A 17,800-nucleotide genomic window follows, 5' to 3' on the forward strand; every position below is an offset into this window, starting at 1 on the left:
GAGGGAACCCCGCTGGGGCCGTCCTTGGACGGTCCAGCGGGATACCTTGCTCCGCCTGGGGCAGGGGTGGTTTGGACCGTGTCCTGGTAGTGGTCGAGGTTATCGGGGTGTGAGTCGTGCATGGGGTGTAGGTCCTTGTGGGGGAGACGTATCGGCAGCAGATCTGGCTGAGGGTGAGCCAAGCGGAGGCGCAGCGGGCCGGGCCGTGACCGGTGTGGTCGTGCGGGTGGAAGAGCTGTGGACTAGCTGGAGTTGCTAGTCGGCAGGTCTTGGTTCGGGCGGTGCGCGACTGACCGGATATGCGGTCAGTCCGTGCGGGCGCCGGTCTCGGCGCCTTGCTCGGCGGCCAGAAGTGCCTTGAGTTCGGTGAGCCGGTCCTCCGCGATGGTGAGTCCGGCCTCGTCGCGGATGGCGTTGCGCAGGACGGCGCGGGTGTTCTTTCCGTGCAGTTTGATGGCCTTGCGGCCGATGGCGAGCAGTTCGGCCATCTCGGCGCCGGGAGGGCGGCCGAAGCGTTGCGTCATGGGACCGGCTTCCTCGGTCGATGGCTCCGTGCTCGTAGGGGTGGAGGTCGTTTCGTGCAGGGGGAGTGGGGGCTGCACGGATGGTGGCGGCAGGGCGCCGGGCTGATGGTCAGGGTCAGGGTGTTTCTTGGCTTCCTTGCGTTCTGCAGAGCCTCTGACACCCGATTGGCTAGGTGGGAGCGTCGGTGCGATGGGTGACGCGAGGTCCCCGGCGGAGGTGGAGTCGGTCCAGGGCGAGGGCAGTTCGATGGTTGCCAGTGCTGTCGCGTGGCGGCGGGCCGCGAGCTGGTGGAGCAGGACTTGCCGCTGGTGGGAGTCGGTGCCCACCGAGGCTCGGGCGATGGCCTTGGACAGGTGTCGTGCTACGTAGTGGCGGCGCCAGCCGTTGTGCCAGTTCGGGGTGGACTCGGCGAGGTATGCGGCCCGGTCGACTGCCTTGTGGGTGGCGCGGTCGCGGGTGATCTGTGCGGCGTCCCGGTCGCGTTCGGCGATGCCAAGGCAGGAGAGCAGGCGCTCGCGCATCTCCCAGCCGACCCTTGCCAGGAAGCTGTTGGAGGCGGCGTCGGGCTTGCGGAGGCGTAGTTCGATGCCCATGGCCTGGTGCCAGAGCAGTGCGGCCATGACCGGGCCTACGAAGGCTCGTACCGTGCCGCCCACCGGGCCGGACTCGGCGTAGGCGGGGATCACTTGGACGGTGGTGATCACCCAGGTCATGGCGCCGGGCAGACCAGGCGTCTGCTTGGGGCCGTTGAGGTTCTGCCGGGCGAGCAGGGCCGTGGCGAACAGGGCGAGTTCGGCGGCGGCGAACATCGCGGTGCGCTCGGTGGTCCCGCTCATGTTCAGGTAGTCGGCGGCGAACCGCCAGCTGGTGTCGGCGCTGTAGGCGGTGCAGCCGATCGCTGCTAGGGCGGCGACCTTGACCGCAGGTGTTCCGGGCTGCTGGTCATCAGTGTTTCGGCGGGTGCGTCGCCGTATCCGCAGGCTGTCGAGTAGTCCTGCGCATGCGAGGACGAGGGCGGCGGCGGTGAGGTAGGGGGTGTTCCAGTGCCCGAGTGCGGGCATGGCGAGTTGCGTCATGCAGGGGTCTCCAGTGGGGCCCGCCGCGCCGTGTGGGCAGTACAGCGGCGCGTGCGGGTGAGGGTGATGAAGGTGCAGGTGGGGGTGGCGCCGCAGGGCCTGTTATTACGCGGCGGGGTGTCGTCTGCGGTCTCGGCCGGTGAGGATGACGCGGGTGGTCATCTCGGCGAGGCGGGAGGCGACGCGGTCGCCGACTGCGTCGCGCAGGGCGTCGGTCGGCAGGTTGGTGGTGATGAGGGTGGGGAGCATGTCGTTGTAGCGGCGGTTGATCAGCCGGTACGTCAGCTCCTCGGTCCACTCCGACTGCTTGGCCGCGCCGAGGTCGTCCAGGATCAGCAGCGGGCAGCGGGCGAGTGTCACCAGGTCCCGTTCGGGGTCGTGGCCGGGGCGGGGGCGCAGGCGGGCGTACAGGTCGGGGGTGGTGACGGCCTCCCAGCGCAGCCGGACCCCGGCGCCGAGCAGTGAGCGGATGGCACCGTATGCCTGGTAGGTCTTGCCGGTGCCGGTGGGGCCGGCGATCAGCAGCGACGGGCCGATCGCGATGCCCCGGGTCCCGCTCGGACCGGGCCGCCCGGCGAGGGCGACCTCCTCGGCCCAGGTGGTGACCTGCGGGTGGTCGGCGAGGGCGTGGCGGTAGCGGGGCGGGATGCGGGCATCGGCCAGCTCCAGCGCGGCCACTGCCCCCGAGGCGGGTTCCGGGGGAGGGTCGGTCGGGTCGACGCCCCGGTTGGCGAGGATGGCGGCGCACCGGTCCGCCAGCGTGCCGACGCGCTCCGGGGTGCGGAGAGCGGTGGTCACAGGTCGCCCCCGTACGCGGCCTCGACGTCGGCGGGGTTCGTCCACGGCCTGCGGGTAGCGGTACCGGCGGTGACGCGTGGGGTGTTCATGGCCTCGTTGACCAGACTCGGCAGCAGACTGACGTGCAGGCCCTTGGCGCGCATGCGGTCCATCCCGGCGCGGATGTGGTCGGGGGCGATGCCCTCGCCGAGCAGCTTGCCGACTTCCCTGCCGAGTCGGCCGAGTACGTCACTGGGCGGGCGGTGTTCGCAGGAGGCGACGTACTCGCCGACCAGGTCCTTGGCCGAGACCGAGTCCGAGACTGTGTCGGGGGCGGGGGCGCTTGCGCTCCCCACCGGAGGTGATCCTAGATCCAGGATCCTAGGTCCTAGATCCGGACGGTGAGGGCTCACTGAGTCCTCCGTGAGTCCTCCCTGAGTCGTCCGTGATGTCTCACGGAAATCGTCCTGACCTGCGGATTCTGCGTTCCTCACGGTGAGCTCCGGCAGAGTGCGCGCGTCCTCGGCGAGGGCTCCGTGAGGGCTCACGGAAGCCGTCGTGAGTTCTCCGTGACGGCTCCCGGCAGGCTGCGTGGGCTGTCCGCCCTCGTGGCGTGGGCAGGCCGGGCAGCGGCTGCCGCTGGGCCGGTTGATCTTCTGGTGCTTGGCCCAGGTGACGATGTGCAGGTACCGCTTGCCGTCCTCGCCCTCGTACCGGCAGATCAGACCGGCGGTGTGGAGTTGGTTGAGATCGTCCTCGACCTCCAGCGGGCCGTGCTCGGGGCGCAGGGACCACAGGGCGCCGGCGATGACGGCGCCCTGGTCGCGGAAGCGCCCGTGGTCGTCGGCCTGGGTGAGCAGACCGAAGAAGGTCCGCTCGGCAGTCACGCTGACCGAGGCGAGCGACTCGGAGGTGAACGCCTCGGGCTTGATGGTGCGGATCCGTGCCATGCCTATCGCCCCGCCTTCGTGGAGAAGGCCGGGGATGCGGCGGTGGTGCTGGTGGATGGGGGTGCGAGTAGTGCCGTGAAGGCCCTACTGTGGGGCATAGAGGTTCCTCCCACGGTGGCGTGCGATCGCCACCGCTCAGTCGTTCAGACGCGGGTGATTCGGTAGGGGACTCGTTGGCCCCGGCGTTGGCGCGCCGGGGTTTTTTTCTTGCCTCGGGGCCCGGGGGCTCCGAGGGCATGGCCAATAAAGCCACACCCACCCGGAACAAGTCCAGCATTGCGCCGGGAAAGCAAACAGCTGTCGGCGAACGCGTCCTGCGCCGGGAATTAAAACGTTAGCCCTCGATCGCCGGTTGACGAAATAGTTCCGAGAAAAGGCGGGGGCGAAACGGACAACTCGTGGCACTTCGCCATCCAGTCGTGTCGAGTCTTCTCGATGGTGGGGCAGGTGCCCTGAGCAGGGAAGGTGCTTCGGGCTGACGGCCATCTTCCTCGGCCGAGGTGACCTGACGGGTCGTTATTTCGCTAACCGGGGATCGTCGTCTATGTTTCGCTCTGCACGCTGGGGTGACGCAGGGGTCCTGACAACAAAGCGGCGCAACATAGCAGCGAAAACGGTATTTCCAAAAAAGCGTTTTCCAAGCTACAAATTGACCTATGCCTAGACGCCCCACCCCCGTGGGTCCCGCCGGAGAGCGGACCGCCCGAGCCATCGAGCGCGCCCGCACTGCCCGCGGTCTCGCCCAGCGCCAGTTGGCCGCCCGCGTGACCGTGTTCGGTCGCCCGATGACCGTCACGATGCTGTCCCGCATCGAACGCCGTCGGCGACGCTGCGACGTCGACGACCTCGTCGCCATCGCTGCCGCCCTGGACGTCTGTCCGCTCGACCTCATCCACGAGGCTCCGTAGCGACCTAGCTGCCGGCCCGCGCCCGGGTGCGCCAACGCCCGCAAGCCGCAGCCACCTTCATCCCGCCCGCGTCTGAACGACCATCACCAACGGCACACCCGCGGAATCGCACCGCCGTGCCAGACGAGGAACCTCCTTGCGCCGAACCGCAATGCCCCCCGCCCTCCCGCACCACCCCCACCTCCTCACCATCGCGAAGGAGGTGATCCTGCATGGCTGACCGCCTCCTCTCCGTCCTCGAGGCAGCCGACCGCCTCGGCGTCGGCGAGCGTTTCATCCGGCGCCTCGTCTCCGAACGCCGCATCCGGTACGTCAAGGTCGGCAAGCATGTCCGCATCGCCGACAGCGTCCTGGCCGCGTACGTCGAGGAGCGGACGGTCGAACCGGTCCGTACCCGGCGCTCCCGCTATGGGATGGCGGCCTGATGGCGCCGCGCAGGCCGCAACGGCGGCGCGACTTCGGCAGTGTGCGCAGGCTCCCGTCCGGGAGGTGGCAGGCCCGCTACTGGGCCCCGGACGGTGAACGACGAGGTGCGCCCGAGACGTTCGAGACCAAGACGGACGCCCAGACCTGGCTCAACGTCACCCAGGCCGACATGGAGCGGAAGGTCTGGCGCGACCCGGACGCCGGGGCCATCCCCTTCGAGGAGTTTGCCCTCACCTGGGTCAAGGAGCGCGGCCTCGCGGTCACCACCGAAGACCTCTACCGCCTCCTGCTGCGCCTCCACATCCTGCCCACCTTCGGGGAATGGCGCCTCGACGAGATCGATCCCGCCGACGTCCGCACCTGGCGAGCCGAACGCCTAGCTGCGACCGGCCCGACCCAGGTCGCCAAGGCGTACCGCCTGCTGAAGGCAATCCTGGAGACGGCCACCGACGACGAGCTAGTCCGCCGCAACCCTTGCCGGATCAAGGGGGCGGGCAAGGAGTCGCCGGAGGAGCGGCCGGTCGCCACCGTCGCCCAGGTCGACGCGGTCGCCGAAGCGATGGGCCCGCGCTGGCGCCTCATGGTCTACCTCGCCGCGTATGGCCCGATGCGCCCGGAGGAGCAGGCCGCCCTGCGCCGCCCGGACGTCAGCCTGGACCCGCTCGTCGTGTACGTCACCAAGGCGGAACCCGAGCGCACGAACGGTCAACGAGCGCCCGGCGACACCAAGTCGGCGGCGGGCAAGCGGACGATCGTCCTGCCGGGCTTCCTCCACAAGGAGGTCGACCGGCACCTGCGGTGGTTCGCCGAGCCCGGCGAGAGCGGACTGCTGTTCGTCGGAGAGAAGGGTGCCCCCTTCCGCCGCACGACGTTCGGCCGCAAGTGGCGCAAGGCCCGTGCCCTGGTCGGGCTGCCGGACGGCTTCCGCTTCTACGACCTCCGGCACACCGGCCACACCCTCTCCACGCGGTCCGGCGCCACGCTGAAGGACACGATGGTCCGCGCCGGCCAATCCTCGGAGAAGGCGGCCATGGGCTACCAGCACTCCCCGCTGGACCGGCAGATGGAGGTCGCCAACGGCATCGACGGGCTGGTCCGCACCCAGCGGGCGAAGGTGGCCGAGGTTGTCGAGGCGCCAGGAGTTCGCGAGGCGTAGCGGTGTCCGCGAGGGGAGTGGCCGACACGGCCACTCCCCTCGCGGTCGCAATCGCCGCAGGTCGGGGCACTGCCGAAGGGTCCACGTGGCATCCGTGGTGCGCGAGGGAACCGTACGGCCATCCCCTCTGACCTGGTGCACTTCTTGATTTTCCACCTCGAATGAGGGAGGATTTCCGGAAATTAACTCTGTGTGGTGAGGGGCTGGGGATGACAGTCGTGCACGTAGAGGGATCTCGCCCCGGCGATCGGCTGAGCCAACTCGGGCTCTCCACGGAAGAGATCGAGACCGCACTCCGGCGAGCTGAAGCCGAGAGAAACTTCTGCACCCCCTTCGACCCCGTTTCCCTCCCCGGCAACATCTTCTGGGGGCGCACCATCCGCTTCCTGCGCGAGATCTACGTGCCCAAGGGATGGGGCAGCACGAGTCCCAGCAACGTGTCGCTCCTAGTGGCACCAGGTGACGACTTCGCCCTCACGGCTTCCAGCGGGAGCAGGGAAACCGGCTTCGCTGCCCTCACGCCGTCGACCCGGTACACCAAGGGATCCGCCGTGATCCGGCGCGTGGAGACCAACCGGCAGTTGATGTTGCCTGGCTACGAAGCCGAGTCTGAGCCCCAGGAAACCGGTAACGGCATTCCGACCTGGTTCCTCCTGTACCAGCACGTCAACACAGACACCGGGACGCGGTTGTACTCCGAGCTGTCACTGCCGAACAACCACGGCAACCGTGGCAAGATCACCAGCTGGCAGGAGCGGATCATTCTGCCCCGGCTCGACTTCGAGGGGTACGCCCCGTTCCCGAACGACGACGATGGCGAGGACGGCATCGACATCCCGATCGAACGCCTGGGCTGACCCGCCTCCCTCCTACTACTGCTTGGCACTTCAATGACCACCGCATCCCGGCTTGTCCTGGCGCGTAAGCGTCGAGGACTTACCGTCACCCGCCTCGCCCAGCTGGTCGGCCTCACCGCGCGCAGGCTGTCGGACTTCGAGAACGGGAGGGCACACCCCAGTCCGCCTTCCCTCTCGGCCATCGCGGAGGCGTTGGAGTTCCCCGAGCCGTTCTTCAGTGCGGAGGAGGTGGCAGAACTCCCCGTGGAGTCGGTCAGTTTCCGGGCGCTGAGCAAGATGACTGCCTCGCAGAGGGACATCGCCCTCAGCGGTGGCCGTCTGGTCCGGATCCTCCAGGACTGGGTCGGGGCTCACTTCCGCCTGCCGGCCCCGGACCTTCCGTCCCTGACCTCCTTCAGTCGTCGGGGCGAGGGTGACCAAGTTCCGCAGGCCGGCGAGGCGGGGGGGACGGATTGCTCGGCCGAGCGTGCCGCCGAACTGGTCCGCGCCCGATGGGGTTTGGGTGTCGCCCCGGTCTCCAACGTGGTTCATCTGCTGGAGGCCCACGGTGTCCGTGTCTTCTCGCTCTCCCGGGACTGCCCGGAGGTCGACGCCTTCTCCTTCTGGGATCGCGGCATCCCCTTTGTACTGCTGAACACCCAGAAGACCGCGGAGCGGGGACGGTTCGATGCGGCCCATGAGCTGGGCCACCTGGTCCTGCACGGAGAGGAGCAGGTGCCCCACGGACCTCAGGCCGAGGCGGAAGCCCATCGATTCGCGGCCGCCTTTCTGATGCCGTCCGCGGACGTGCTCGCTCACACGCCACGCAACCCGAGCACCACCTGGATCCTCCAAGCCAAGCGGCGGTGGAAGGTCGCTGCAATGGCACTCGCGCACCGGTTGCACGAACTGGGCCTCACCACGGAATGGCAGTACCGAACCCACTGTGTCGAGCTCGGACGACTCGGCTACCGCAAGGCCGAGCCGCAGAGCAACCTCCCCCGAGAGACCTCCCAGGTGCTGGGGAAGGTCTTCACTGCCCTGCGCTCCGAGGGGACTCGCCCGGCGGATGTTGCCCGAGACCTTCAACTGCGTCCGGCGGACCTCAACGACCTCGTCTTCGGACTCGTCGTCACCGCGCAGGACGGCGACGGGCGCAGCCGAGGCCGGGCTACGACGCCGACTCGGCATCCGCGGTTGTCCGTGGTTCGCTGAGCCTGCCGCCGGTCCAACCAACTCCCGCTTTGCTAACGAAAGTTTGCAGCTCTGCGGTGGCGAGTGGCACAGGTCACGCAAAATGCGTCTCGCGATTCGAGACGGTCGGGCGCCGGTTCGGCCAACAGGGCCCGTCGGCACCCCTCCGGCCAGCCCTTTGATGCCACTTAGGGCACGGGGAGGGCACGGCGCCCCCGAAATGGTCTAGACAACGAACAAGGCCCCGGTCTCTGACCAGGGCCTTAGTTGTGGAGCGAGTGACGGGAATCGAACCCGCGCTCTAAGCTTGGGAAGCTCATGTTCTACCATTAAACTACACTCGCGCGAACGGCTCCCGAATGGGAATCGCATCGTTGCTCACCTTACCCCATGCCAGGCCCCCGGCGTATCAGCCCGGGGGCTTCTCGCGTTCCGGGGGCGTTCCGGAGGCGTCCGGCGTGGCGCGATCCGACTGCCGGGGTGCGGAGTTGGGGCGTACCTTGAGGGGTGTCCCGGGTGGTCGGAGGGTCGTCGGAGTGCCGCCTGGAAGGCCGTCCCGTTCATCCCTTAATGTGGTGGTTTCTTCGTCCATGCTGGTTGTTGGGGAAGGGACTTGAGCCACTTGATGGACTCGCTGGAACGCACCGTCGTCCGCTGTGCCGAGGGGCATGTCTTCACCACCGAATCGTTCCCGATGCAGCAGCTCGGGGACGCGCGGATCGGGCCCGGGCGGCTGATCCGGTGCCCTCGGTGCGCGCGGCTGCGGCACGCCGTCCCCGTGACGGACGAGCAGCGGTAGACGGTACGCAGTGAGGCGCGCGGGTCTGTCCGATTACGGCAGCCCCGCGCACCCTGCGTATCCTCGGGACGTGCTTCTCTCAGACAAGGACATCCGGGCAGAGATCGACTCGGGTCGCGTCCGCATCGACCCGTACGACGAATCCATGGTCCAGCCATCGAGCATTGATGTGCGGCTCGACCGCTACTTCCGGGTGTTCGAGAATCACCGGTACCCGCACATCGACCCCGCCGTCGAGCAGCCCGACCTCACCCGGCTCGTCGAGCCGGAGGGCGACGAGCCGTTCATCCTCCACCCGGGGGAGTTCGTGCTCGCGTCCACCTACGAGGTCATCTCGCTCCCGGACGACCTCGCCTCCCGCCTTGAGGGCAAGAGCTCGCTCGGGCGGCTCGGGCTGGTCACGCACTCCACGGCCGGCTTCATCGACCCCGGCTTCTCCGGGCACGTGACGCTGGAGCTCTCCAACCTCGCCACCCTCCCGATCAAGCTGTGGCCGGGCATGAAGATCGGGCAGCTGTGTCTGTTCCGGCTGACCTCGCCCTCCGAGTCGCCGTACGGCTCGGAGCGGTACGGCTCCCGGTACCAGGGCCAGCGCGGACCGACCGCCTCGCGGTCGTACCTCAATTTCCATCGGACCCAGGTCTGAGCTCCGGACCCCGGTCTGATTCCCCGGACCCTGGTCTGAGCTGCGGCAAGACGGCAAGAACGGTATGAGTGACATGAGCGACGTACGCGAGAACCTGACCTACGAGAAGTTCGGGGGCGCCATCCGCGACCTCGCGCAGACCATCGCGGACGACGGCTACGAGCCCGACATCGTGGTCTCCATCGCGCGCGGCGGCGTCTTCGTCGCCGGCGGCCTCGCCTACGCCCTGGACTGCAAGAACATCCACCTGGTGAACGTGGAGTTCTACACCGGCGTCGGCACCACCCTGGAGATGCCGGTCATGCTCGCGCCGGTCCCGAACGCGATCGACTTCTCCGGCAAGAAGGTCCTGATCACGGACGACGTCGCCGACACCGGCAAGACGCTCAAGCTCGTGCACGACTTCTGCGTCGAGCACGTCGCCGAGGTCCGCTCCGCCGTCATCTACGAGAAGTCGCACTCCCTGGTGAAGTGCGAGTACGTCTGGAAGCGCACCGACGACTGGATCAACTTCCCGTGGAGCGTCGAGCCCCCCGTCGTACGCCGTGAGGGTCAGGTCCTCGACGCGTAGGACAGTGGATACGTAAAGGGGCCCGGGGTTCTGTGAACCCCGGGCCCCTTCCGCGTATCCGTACGTACTAGATCGTGCCCAGCTTGATCAGGCTCAGCAGCGCCACCAGCTGGATCGCGCTCGCGCCCAGCGCCCTCGGCCACGGCAGGTCGTGCGACTTGCTCACCATCGAGGTGAACAGCGCGCCCGCCGCCAGCCAGGTCAGCCAGCCGACCACCTGGACCAGGCCGTTGTCGCCGCCCAGGAACAGGGCGAGGAGCAGCCGGGGTGCGTCCGTGAGGGACATGATCAGCATGGAGAGGCCGACCGTCGGCTGCCAGGCGCCGTCGCCGCCGAGCTGGCGGGCCAGCGTGTGGGTGACCGCGCCGAGGATCATGCCGCCGACGACGAAGACCACGCCGGTGACGAGCACCACCGGGACGGCCTTGGAGAGCGTCGTGTTGATGACGTCCGCGCGGGCCTTGTCGAAGCCGAAGATCGCGAGCAGCCCGTAGAGGAACGTGACGAGGAGCGCCGGTATCCACACCGGGTAGTCGCGCATCTGCCAGAACGTCGGGCCCGGGCGCATCACGATGCCCCTGAGCAGGTCCTTCCAGTGCAGCCGCGGGCCCGGCGGGGGCGCGGCGACCGCGCCGGCGCGATAGGCCGTCCCGGAGCCGTACGGGTCCTCGCCGATGCTGAAGGCCTGGGTGTGACCGGGGTTGTCCGCGTACGGGTCCTGGGCGTAGGCATCTCTTTGGCCCTGCTGCCCGTATCCGCCGCCCTGGCCGTAGCCGCCCTGCTGCCCGTATCCGCCCTGGCCGTACGGCTGTCCCTGGCCGCCCTGGCCCTGGCCGTACGGGTCGCCGAAGTACTCCGGCTCACCCTGCCGCGGGTACTGCGGCTGCTGCTGCCCGTACCCGTACTGCTGCGCGCGCTGCTGCTGGGGGCCCGGCCACTGCTGCGCCTGGCCCTGCCCCTGCCGCGGTTGTTGTCGCGCGTTCCGGTTGTCCCGGCCGCGTCCCATCCTGAATCCAGCCACGCATTCGAACGTACCTGGTCTGACGGACCGCCAAGCCGGGGCGGCCGGAAGAGGCACGGTTTGCGGCTGACCTGTGACATCCCCTAGGGGCTTCTGCTAGGGGTCTCCCGGAGTCGCCCGTCAGCCCCATCCCGCCGTCGTGAATCCCACGAGTGGACTCCTGCTCCAACCGTCCCTCGTTCCCGCGTACAGCGTCACCAGATCCTTCGCCTCGCCCCGGTGTGTACGGACGACCACGTCCGGGACCTTGTCGCCGGTGAAGTCCGCGAGTTGGAGTACGTCGGTCACGGGGGCCGGGCCGCTGCCGGGGAGAGGTGTTACGGGCGGGGCGGTGACTCGGGGTGCGGTGTAGCGGCCGCCGGGACGGGTCGGGCCCTTCGGGCCGCCGAGGAGCAGGCGGGACGCCGCGCCCGGCGCGTCCGAGGCGCGGACGACCAGGTCGTCGTACCCGTCCCCGTTCACATCCGCCTTCGGCTCCGGCGCGGCCAGCACGGGCCCGCCGCCCGGGAGCGAGGCGCCCGCCGCGCGCGGGGCGCCGGTGCGGCTGAAGGGGCCGCGCAGGAAGCTGACGCGGCCGCCGGTCGCGGTGACCGCGAGATCGGTGGCGCCGTCGCCGTCGAAGTCGCCGCAGACGGGGTGGTCGGGCCAGTCGTTCCCGTATCGCGCCTGCTCGGGGATCTGGAGCACGACCGCGCGGCCGGTGAGGCCGCCGGGGCCGCCGAAGAGGATCTGGAGGGGTACGGGCGGGCGGCCGATGCCGTTGTACGGCGGGTCGGTGGTGACGATCAGGTCCGCGAACCCGTCCCCGTCCAGGTCGCACGATGCTTCCGCGTCGAACGTGGCGGGTGGCTTGCCGCCGACCGGGGCGGCGTTGCGGCGCGTGGTGAGGATCTGGCGGGCGCCGGGGTCGAGGCCCCGTCCGGCGCTGCCGTAGACGACCGCGATGCCCGCGTCGTCGCCGTGGCTGTCGGCCTTGACCAGGTCGTTGAGGACGAGGTCGCGGTGGCCGTCGCCGTTGAAGTCGTACGGGATCTTGCTGCCGTGCCCGGGCGGTACGGGGCGGGGTGCGTTCGCCGCCGCCGTGGTGGCCGTGGGGTGGGCGGCGGACGCGTCCGGGCCGCAGCCCACCGCGCCCCACAGGGTCGCGGCCACCACCGCAGCCACTCCTGCCACAGCTCTACGCGTACGCACCGGCCTCATCACGCGCCTCAGAATGCCGCATCTTGGGCCAAGGGTTAAGCGCTGGGTAGTCGTATCGGTGCAGGGAGTATGAATCTGGTGGAAATAGTGGCTATTTACCTTGTCGCAGGCCAAGTACCAGTCAGCCGTTACATTGCCTACGCATTACCCAGACATCGCATCCGTAACTTTCCTGTTGTCACCGCCGCAAAGGGCCACAGACACGACATAGCCATCGAGTCAGAGGAAGAGTTACGGATATGCGCGCCACCCGACGCACCCTTCGCACCGCCGCCATCGCCACTGGAGCCATTGCCGCGTTCGCCCTTCCGGCGGGAGCCGCTTTCGCCGCCGACTCGACGCCGACGCCGGGCCCGGCCGACCAGGACCAGGACCGGAAGCAGGACGAGTCCAAGAAGGACGACGCGAAGAAGGAAAGCCGTTCCTTCGTGAAGTCCGTCAAGCTCGCCGACGGCTCTGTCGCCAAGGTCTACAAGCTAGGTCAGAACCACTACGAGGCCGAGATATGGGCCAACGGGACCAAGCTCGACACCCTTGTCGCGAACGGCTCTTCGGCCACCGGTGAGAACAACGGGCTGCATGTCGTGCTGACGCCCGGCGGCACTGTCTCTTCTTGGGTCGACGGGGGCAAGAAGGACGAGAAGAAGGACGACAAGCGGGACGAGCGCCAGCGGGAGAAGAAGTCCGATCGCAAGGTCGTCTCCACCGCGAAGGTCACGATGCCCGACGGGCGTATCGCCAAGCTGATCAAGACCACGGACGGTCCGCGCGTCGAGATCTCCATGCCGAACGGCAATTTCCTCGGCTCGATCGATCTGAAGAACCCCTCGACCCTGAACGACGGTTGGACGTACAAGATCGTCAATGCCGGTAAGGGCTCCTACAAGTTCGTCGTCATCGACGGCAAGAGTGGTGGGAACAGCTGGGTGTACGACTTCGACGGCAAGCTGATCGAGAAGTACACGGTCCAGAAGGACGCCAAGAAGTCGACCACCGGTGTGGTGCCGAAGGGTGGGGTCAAGGCCGGGGCCGACGTCTCTGGTTCCGGGGGCAACCAGGTGCCGCTCATTGCGGCGGGTGGGGGCATGGCTGCCGCGGGTGCGGCGGGGCTTGGTTTTGCGCTGTACCACCGGCGTGGTCAGCAGCGCTGACGCCCGCGTACGCAAACAGCGGCCGGTTCTGCCTCGGGGGCAGGACCGGCCGCTGTTGGTTTTGCTGTTCTTCGGCTGCGGACCGTCTTGGGCTGGTCGCGCAGTTCCCCGCGCCCCTAGAGGGATGCCGGCTCCGCCGGCTCCTCTTCCTGAGACGCCTCCGGGGTCTTCACCGACTCAAGCAGCAGCTGGGCCACGTCCACGACCTGGATGGACTCCTTGGCCTGGCCGTCGTTCTTCTTGCCGTTGACCGAGTCGGTCAGCATGACGAGGCAGAACGGGCAGGCCGTGGAGACGATGTCGGGGTTGAGGGACAGGGCCTCGTCGACGCGCTCGTTGTTGATGCGCTTGCCGATCCGCTCCTCCATCCACATCCGCGCGCCGCCCGCGCCGCAGCAGAAGCCGCGCTCCTTGTGGCGGTGCATCTCCTCGTTCCGCAGGCCCGGCACCTTCGCGATGATCTCGCGCGGGGGCGTGTAGACCTTGTTGTGACGGCCGAGGTAGCACGGGTCGTGGTAGGTGATCAGGCCTTCCACCGGGGTCACCGGGATCAGCTTGCCCTCGTCCACGAGGTGCTGGAGCAGCTGGGTGTGGTGGATGACCTCGTACTCGCCGCCGAGCTGCGGGTACTCGTTCGCGATCGTGTTGAAGCAGTGCGGGCAGGTCGCGACGATCTTCTTCGACGACTTCGGCTTCTTCGTCTCGGGATCCTCGTCGTCCTCGCCGAACGCCATGTTCAGCATCGCGACGTTCTCCTGGCCGAGCTGCTGGAACAGCGGCTCGTTGCCGAGGCGGCGCGGCGAGTCGCCGGTGCACTTCTCGTCGCCGCCCATGATCGCGAACTTGACGCCCGCCATGTGCAGCAGCTCCGCGAAGGCCTTGGTGGTCTTCTTGGCGCGGTCCTCAAGGGCACCGGCACAGCCGACCCAGTAGAGGTAGTCGACCTCGGACAGGTCCTCGACGTCCTTGCCGACGATCGGGACCTCGAAGTCGACCTCCTTGGTCCACTCGACGCGCTGCTTCTTGGCGAGACCCCAGGGGTTGCCCTTCTTCTCCAGGTTCTTGAGCATCGTGCCCGCCTCGGACGGGAACGCGGACTCGATCATCACCTGGTAGCGGCGCATGTCGACGATGTGGTCGATGTGCTCGATGTCGACCGGGCACTGCTCGACACAGGCGCCACACGTGGTGCAGGACCACAGGACGTCCGGGTCGATGACGCCGTTCTCCTCGGCGGTGCCGATCAGCGGGCGCTCGGCCTCGGCCAGCGCGGCCGCCGGAACGTCCTTCAGCTGCTCGGGCGTCGCCTTCTCGTTGCCCTCCATGTCCTTGCCGCCGCCCGCGAGCAGATACGGGGCCTTGGCGTGCGCGTGGTCGCGCAGGGACATGATCAGGAGCTTCGGCGAGAGCGGCTTGCCGGTGTTCCAGGCGGGGCACTGCGACTGGCAGCGGCCGCACTCGGTGCAGGTGGAGAAGTCGAGGATGCCCTTCCAGGAGAAGTGCTCGATCTGCGAGACGCCGTACACGTCGTCGTCGCCGGGCTCCTCGAAGTCGATCGCCTTGCCGCCGGAGCTCATCGGCTGGAGCTCGCCGAGCGTGGTGGAGCCGTCCGCGTTGCGCTTGAACCAGATGTTCGGGAACGCGAGGAAGCGGTGCCAGGCCACACCCATGTCGGTCTTGAGCGCGACCGTGATCATCCAGATGAAGGAGGTCGCGATCTTCAGGCCCGCGAAGAAGTACGTGAGGTTCTGGAGCGTGGAGACGTCCATGTCCCGGAACCAGGCGACGAACGGGTACGAGATGAAGAACGAGGCCTCGTAGCTGTCCACGTGGTGCTGGGCGCCTTCGAGCGCGTGCAGCGTGAAGATGCAGATGCCGACGATGAGGATGACGGCCTCGACGAAGTACGCCTGGCCGATGTTGGAGCCCGCGAAGCGGGACTTGCGCCCCGGCCTGCCCGGGCGGCTCAGCTGCCGGATGACGATCAGCGTCAGGATGCCGAGCGCGGTCATCGTGCCGAGGAACTCGACGAAGACGTTGTACGGTGCCCAGTCGCCGATGATCGGGAGCAGCCAGTCCGCCTGGAAGAGCTGCCCGATGGCGTTGACGATGGTCAGCAGCAGCGAGAAGAAGCCGACCGCCACGAACCAGTGCGCCACACCGACGACGCCCCAGCGGTTCATCCGGGTGTGGCCGAGGAACTCCTTGGCCACCGTGACCGTTCGCTGCACGGGTTCATCGGTTCGGGTGCCGGCCGGGACCGGCTGGCCGAGCCGTACGAACTGGTAGATCTGCAGGATGGCACGGCCGAACAGCGCGACGCCGACCGCGATTAGGACCAGCGACACAATGATCGCGGCGAGTTGCATTTCGGGGCTCCTCGGGCCTGCGAGGGATTACTAAGCAGTAACTTATTGAGTTCGTTGCTGAGCGTACCCACTTATGCGGCCGCACTGTAGCCGCGCACGCGGTGATCTGTGTCGCTCAGGCCGACCTCAGTGACCATGGTCCGGCATGGGGTGGGATGCGGCGTCCGTGCGGTGCCTGCGAGCCGTCCGGCTGTTTTGAAATGTCCATCGTGTTATTCAGCCCATACACGGACATAACAATCTAACTTGGTGCGCATGATCTCCGGGCTCACGGCCGCCGTCGCCGCCCTGTTCTGCACGGCCTCACTGGCCGGATTCCTCCGTTTCGCCCTGCGCCGCCGCCGTACTCCCCGCTCCCTGGCCCATGTCCCGCGCCACGGCGGGATCGCGGTCGCGGTGGGCACGCTCGCCGCCGTCGGGGCCGGGCCCGCGCTCGGGCTCGTGGGGTTCGGCGAGGGGGTCGGGCCGGTGATCTCGGCGGGCGGCGCGGTCGCGCTGCTCGGGCTCGCGGGGGATCTGCGGCCGCTCGGGGCGCGGGTGCGGATCGGGGTGCAGACGGCCGCCGCGACCGTGGTGGTCGCCGTGGCGTCGGGGCTCTCGCCGGGGCCGGGCGCGCTCGCGGTGCTCTGGATCGTCCTGGTCACCAACGCCTTCAGCCTCCTGGACGCCTCCGACGGGGCGATGGGGACGGTGGCCGCGGTGACCGCGCTGGGGCTCGCCATCTGCGCGATCTCCGACAACCTGCCGGGGCTCGCGCTGCTGCTCAGCGTGCTCGCGGCCTCCCTCACCGGGTTCCTGCTGCACAACTGGCACCCCGCGCGGATCGCCCTCGGCCACTGCGGCTCGCTCTTCACCGGGTTCGTACTGGCCTGTGCGGCCGTGCTCGTCCACACCGAGGCGGATCCGGCGCGCGCGACCGCCTCGCTGTTCGCCTTCACCGCCGTCGTCCTCGCCGACGCGGTCCTGGTGCTGGTCTCGCGGCGGCGCGCCGGGCGGGCCGCGACCGAGGGGGCGGCCGACCACATCGCGCACCGGCTGCGTCGCAGTGGCCTGACCGTGCAGGGGACGGCCGTCGTCCTCGGGCTCGCCGCGTTCGCCGGGACGCTGACCGCGCTGCTCGTCCACGATGGCCGCCTCGCGCCGCCCGCCGTCCTGCCGCTCGCGCTCGGTGCGGCGGTCGCGGTGGTGGCGCTGCTGCGGATCCCGGTGTACGGGGACGAGGCGCCGGGTCCGCGTACCGAATCCGCCCGCGAGGCGGCGGCCGAAGGAGCTCCGGCGTGACGTTTCCCCCGCTTCCCCGCGCTCTGTCGGCCGTGCGCCGCCTCGGCCGCGCCGCCGGTTCCGGCCAGCTCGGTGCCGACGACGGGCCGCGTCTGGTGCGGCTGTTGCGGCGGTACGAGATCGACCTCGTGCTCGACGTCGGCGCGTACTCGGGTGCGTACGGGACGATGCTGCGGCGCTGCGGGTACGAGGGCCGGATCGTCTCCTTCGAGCCGCTGCGCGAGCCGCGTGCGGAGCTGCGGCTGCGTGCTGCCGAGGACCCGTGCTGGTCCGTGTTGCCGTACGCGCTCGGCTCGCGCACCGGGCCGCTGATGCTGAACATCGCGGGTGACGCGGGCGTGAGTACGTCGGCGCTGCCGATGCTGGACCGGCATCGGTCGGCCGCGCCGCACACCGCGTACACGGGTACGCGGTGTGTCGACGCGCACCGGCTCGACGAGGTGTGGGAGCGCGTGACCGCCCCGGGCGAGCGGGTGTTTCTGCGGCTGGCCGTGCAGGGGTACGAGCGGGAGGTGCTGCGGGGGGCGGGTGCTTTTGCCGATGAGATCGTCGGGCTTCAGGTGGGGGCTTCGCTGGTGCCGTTGTACGAGGGTGGTGCGGGGTTCGATGACGTACTGGCGCACGCGCGCGAGGAGCTTGGACTCTCGCTGATGTCGATGCGGCCGGGGCTCGCGGACCCGCGCGACGGTCGACTCCTGTCGTGCGAGCTGGTGCTGCTGCGGGAGGACACCCCGCACCCCGACGAACAGATCCCGGCCCAGGTCGCACACGCCGAGTGACGCTTCTTGTTCGTCTGCGGCTCGGTGGGGGCTGCTCGCGCAGTTCCCCGCGCCCCTTAAATGGGCCCTTCGGGCCCTCCTAGGGGCAAGCCCCCACCCACCCGCACCCGAAGAGCCGCAGGTCAAAGACCCGCA

At 68.8% G+C, this 17,800-nt stretch carries 17 protein-coding genes and 1 tRNA gene; 11 read left to right on the forward strand and 7 right to left on the reverse strand.

What is annotated here, in order from left to right; translation table 11 throughout:
- Window positions 1-305 precede the first annotated feature (305 nt).
- From BG418_RS28340 to BG418_RS28350, 3 genes are all read right to left on the reverse strand, one after another.
- Window positions 306-1,601 (reverse strand): hypothetical protein, encoded by a 1,296-nt coding sequence (locus BG418_RS28340; RefSeq protein WP_188276835.1) that lies wholly within the window; start codon window positions 1,599-1,601, stop codon window positions 306-308.
- A gap of 105 nt (window positions 1,602-1,706) precedes the next feature.
- Window positions 1,707-2,399, reverse strand: a complete 693-nt coding sequence (locus BG418_RS28345) for an ATP-binding protein (RefSeq protein WP_188276836.1) — start codon at window positions 2,397-2,399, stop codon at window positions 1,707-1,709.
- Window positions 2,396-3,328 carry a hypothetical protein gene (locus BG418_RS28350; RefSeq protein ID WP_188276837.1) on the reverse strand — a complete coding sequence of 311 codons (933 nt, stop codon included), beginning with the start codon at window positions 3,326-3,328 and terminating at the stop codon, window positions 2,396-2,398. Before BG418_RS28350 ends, BG418_RS28345 begins: the two co-directional genes overlap by 4 nt.
- A gap of 656 nt (window positions 3,329-3,984) precedes the next feature.
- Between BG418_RS28350 and BG418_RS28355 the strand changes: the two genes are divergently transcribed.
- The 5 genes from BG418_RS28355 (at window position 3,985) to BG418_RS28375 (ending at window position 7,869) form a co-directional block, all read left to right on the forward strand.
- Complete coding sequence (locus tag BG418_RS28355; RefSeq protein WP_188276838.1) at window positions 3,985-4,236, forward strand: helix-turn-helix domain-containing protein; 252 nt, start codon at window positions 3,985-3,987, stop codon at window positions 4,234-4,236.
- A 212-nt stretch (window positions 4,237-4,448) separates the two neighbouring features.
- The gene (locus tag BG418_RS28360; protein ID WP_188276839.1) at window positions 4,449-4,661 is read left to right on the forward strand and encodes an excisionase family DNA-binding protein; all 213 of its coding nucleotides are present in this window, start codon (window positions 4,449-4,451) and stop codon (window positions 4,659-4,661) included.
- Window positions 4,661-5,818: a tyrosine-type recombinase/integrase gene (locus tag BG418_RS28365; protein WP_188276840.1), complete on the forward strand. Its 1,158-nt coding sequence runs from the start codon at window positions 4,661-4,663 to the stop codon at window positions 5,816-5,818. Before BG418_RS28360 ends, BG418_RS28365 begins: the two co-directional genes overlap by 1 nt.
- A gap of 209 nt (window positions 5,819-6,027) precedes the next feature.
- Complete coding sequence (locus BG418_RS28370; protein ID WP_188276841.1) at window positions 6,028-6,675, forward strand: hypothetical protein; 648 nt, start codon at window positions 6,028-6,030, stop codon at window positions 6,673-6,675.
- Window positions 6,676-6,708: 33 nt separating this feature from the next.
- Entirely contained in the window at window positions 6,709-7,869 is a 1,161-nt protein-coding gene (locus BG418_RS28375; protein WP_188276842.1) for an ImmA/IrrE family metallo-endopeptidase, read from the forward strand.
- 249 nt (window positions 7,870-8,118) lie between these two features.
- Here the strand turns inward: BG418_RS28375 and BG418_RS28380 are convergent.
- Window positions 8,119-8,192, reverse strand: a tRNA-Gly gene (locus BG418_RS28380).
- Window positions 8,193-8,461: 269 nt separating this feature from the next.
- Here BG418_RS28380 and BG418_RS28385 point away from each other — a divergent pair.
- The 3 genes from BG418_RS28385 (at window position 8,462) to BG418_RS28395 (ending at window position 9,864) form a co-directional block, all read left to right on the forward strand.
- Window positions 8,462-8,647, forward strand: a complete 186-nt coding sequence (locus BG418_RS28385) for a hypothetical protein (RefSeq protein ID WP_188277310.1) — start codon at window positions 8,462-8,464, stop codon at window positions 8,645-8,647.
- A 70-nt stretch (window positions 8,648-8,717) separates the two neighbouring features.
- Complete coding sequence (gene dcd, locus BG418_RS28390) at window positions 8,718-9,293, forward strand: dCTP deaminase (protein WP_188276843.1); 576 nt, start codon at window positions 8,718-8,720, stop codon at window positions 9,291-9,293.
- Between the two features lie 73 nt (window positions 9,294-9,366).
- A complete protein-coding gene (locus BG418_RS28395; protein WP_188276844.1) occupies window positions 9,367-9,864 on the forward strand; it encodes a phosphoribosyltransferase in 498 nt (165 codons plus the stop codon).
- Between the two features lie 67 nt (window positions 9,865-9,931).
- On the opposite strand, the gene BG418_RS28400 is transcribed toward BG418_RS28395, so the two are convergent.
- Entirely contained in the window at window positions 9,932-10,885 is a 954-nt protein-coding gene (locus BG418_RS28400) for a YIP1 family protein (RefSeq protein WP_188276845.1), read from the reverse strand.
- 120 nt (window positions 10,886-11,005) lie between these two features.
- Window positions 11,006-12,085: a VCBS repeat-containing protein gene (locus BG418_RS28405; RefSeq protein WP_188277254.1), complete on the reverse strand. Its 1,080-nt coding sequence runs from the start codon at window positions 12,083-12,085 to the stop codon at window positions 11,006-11,008.
- Between the two features lie 239 nt (window positions 12,086-12,324).
- Between BG418_RS28405 and BG418_RS28410 the strand changes: the two genes are divergently transcribed.
- Window positions 12,325-13,236 carry a hypothetical protein gene (locus BG418_RS28410; RefSeq protein ID WP_188276846.1) on the forward strand — a complete coding sequence of 304 codons (912 nt, stop codon included), beginning with the start codon at window positions 12,325-12,327 and terminating at the stop codon, window positions 13,234-13,236.
- Window positions 13,237-13,352: 116 nt separating this feature from the next.
- On the opposite strand, the gene BG418_RS28415 is transcribed toward BG418_RS28410, so the two are convergent.
- Window positions 13,353-15,605 carry a (Fe-S)-binding protein gene (locus BG418_RS28415; RefSeq protein WP_188276847.1) on the reverse strand — a complete coding sequence of 751 codons (2,253 nt, stop codon included), beginning with the start codon at window positions 15,603-15,605 and terminating at the stop codon, window positions 13,353-13,355.
- A gap of 255 nt (window positions 15,606-15,860) precedes the next feature.
- Between BG418_RS28415 and BG418_RS28420 the strand changes: the two genes are divergently transcribed.
- Window positions 15,861-16,886: an MraY family glycosyltransferase gene (locus BG418_RS28420; RefSeq protein ID WP_188276848.1), complete on the forward strand. Its 1,026-nt coding sequence runs from the start codon at window positions 15,861-15,863 to the stop codon at window positions 16,884-16,886.
- A complete protein-coding gene (locus tag BG418_RS28425; RefSeq protein WP_188276849.1) occupies window positions 16,883-17,665 on the forward strand; it encodes an FkbM family methyltransferase in 783 nt (260 codons plus the stop codon). Before BG418_RS28420 ends, BG418_RS28425 begins: the two co-directional genes overlap by 4 nt.
- Window positions 17,666-17,800 lie beyond the last annotated feature (135 nt).

The organism is Streptomyces sp. CBMA152, from assembly GCF_014596475.1.
GTDB lineage: Bacteria > Actinomycetota > Actinomycetes > Streptomycetales > Streptomycetaceae > Streptomyces.

Excerpts from the sequence above, each read along its gene's own strand:
- BG418_RS28340 (WP_188276835.1), bottom strand. The coding sequence starts at position 1,601 with ATGACGCAACTCGCCATGCCCGCACTCGGGCACTGGAACACCCCCTAC.
- BG418_RS28350 (WP_188276837.1), bottom strand. The coding sequence starts at position 3,328 with ATGGCACGGATCCGCACCATCAAGCCCGAGGCGTTCACCTCCGAGTCG.
- BG418_RS28355 (WP_188276838.1), top strand. The coding sequence starts at position 3,985 with ATGCCTAGACGCCCCACCCCCGTGGGTCCCGCCGGAGAGCGGACCGCC.
- BG418_RS28360 (WP_188276839.1), top strand. The coding sequence starts at position 4,449 with ATGGCTGACCGCCTCCTCTCCGTCCTCGAGGCAGCCGACCGCCTCGGC.
- BG418_RS28365 (WP_188276840.1), top strand. The coding sequence starts at position 4,661 with ATGGCGCCGCGCAGGCCGCAACGGCGGCGCGACTTCGGCAGTGTGCGC.
- BG418_RS28370 (WP_188276841.1), top strand. The coding sequence starts at position 6,028 with ATGACAGTCGTGCACGTAGAGGGATCTCGCCCCGGCGATCGGCTGAGC.
- BG418_RS28375 (WP_188276842.1), top strand. The coding sequence starts at position 6,709 with ATGACCACCGCATCCCGGCTTGTCCTGGCGCGTAAGCGTCGAGGACTT.
- BG418_RS28395 (WP_188276844.1), top strand. The coding sequence starts at position 9,367 with ATGAGCGACGTACGCGAGAACCTGACCTACGAGAAGTTCGGGGGCGCC.
- BG418_RS28405 (WP_188277254.1), bottom strand. The coding sequence starts at position 12,085 with ATGAGGCCGGTGCGTACGCGTAGAGCTGTGGCAGGAGTGGCTGCGGTG.
- BG418_RS28410 (WP_188276846.1), top strand. The coding sequence starts at position 12,325 with ATGCGCGCCACCCGACGCACCCTTCGCACCGCCGCCATCGCCACTGGA.
- BG418_RS28415 (WP_188276847.1), bottom strand. The coding sequence starts at position 15,605 with ATGCAACTCGCCGCGATCATTGTGTCGCTGGTCCTAATCGCGGTCGGC.
- BG418_RS28420 (WP_188276848.1), top strand. The coding sequence starts at position 15,861 with ATGATCTCCGGGCTCACGGCCGCCGTCGCCGCCCTGTTCTGCACGGCC.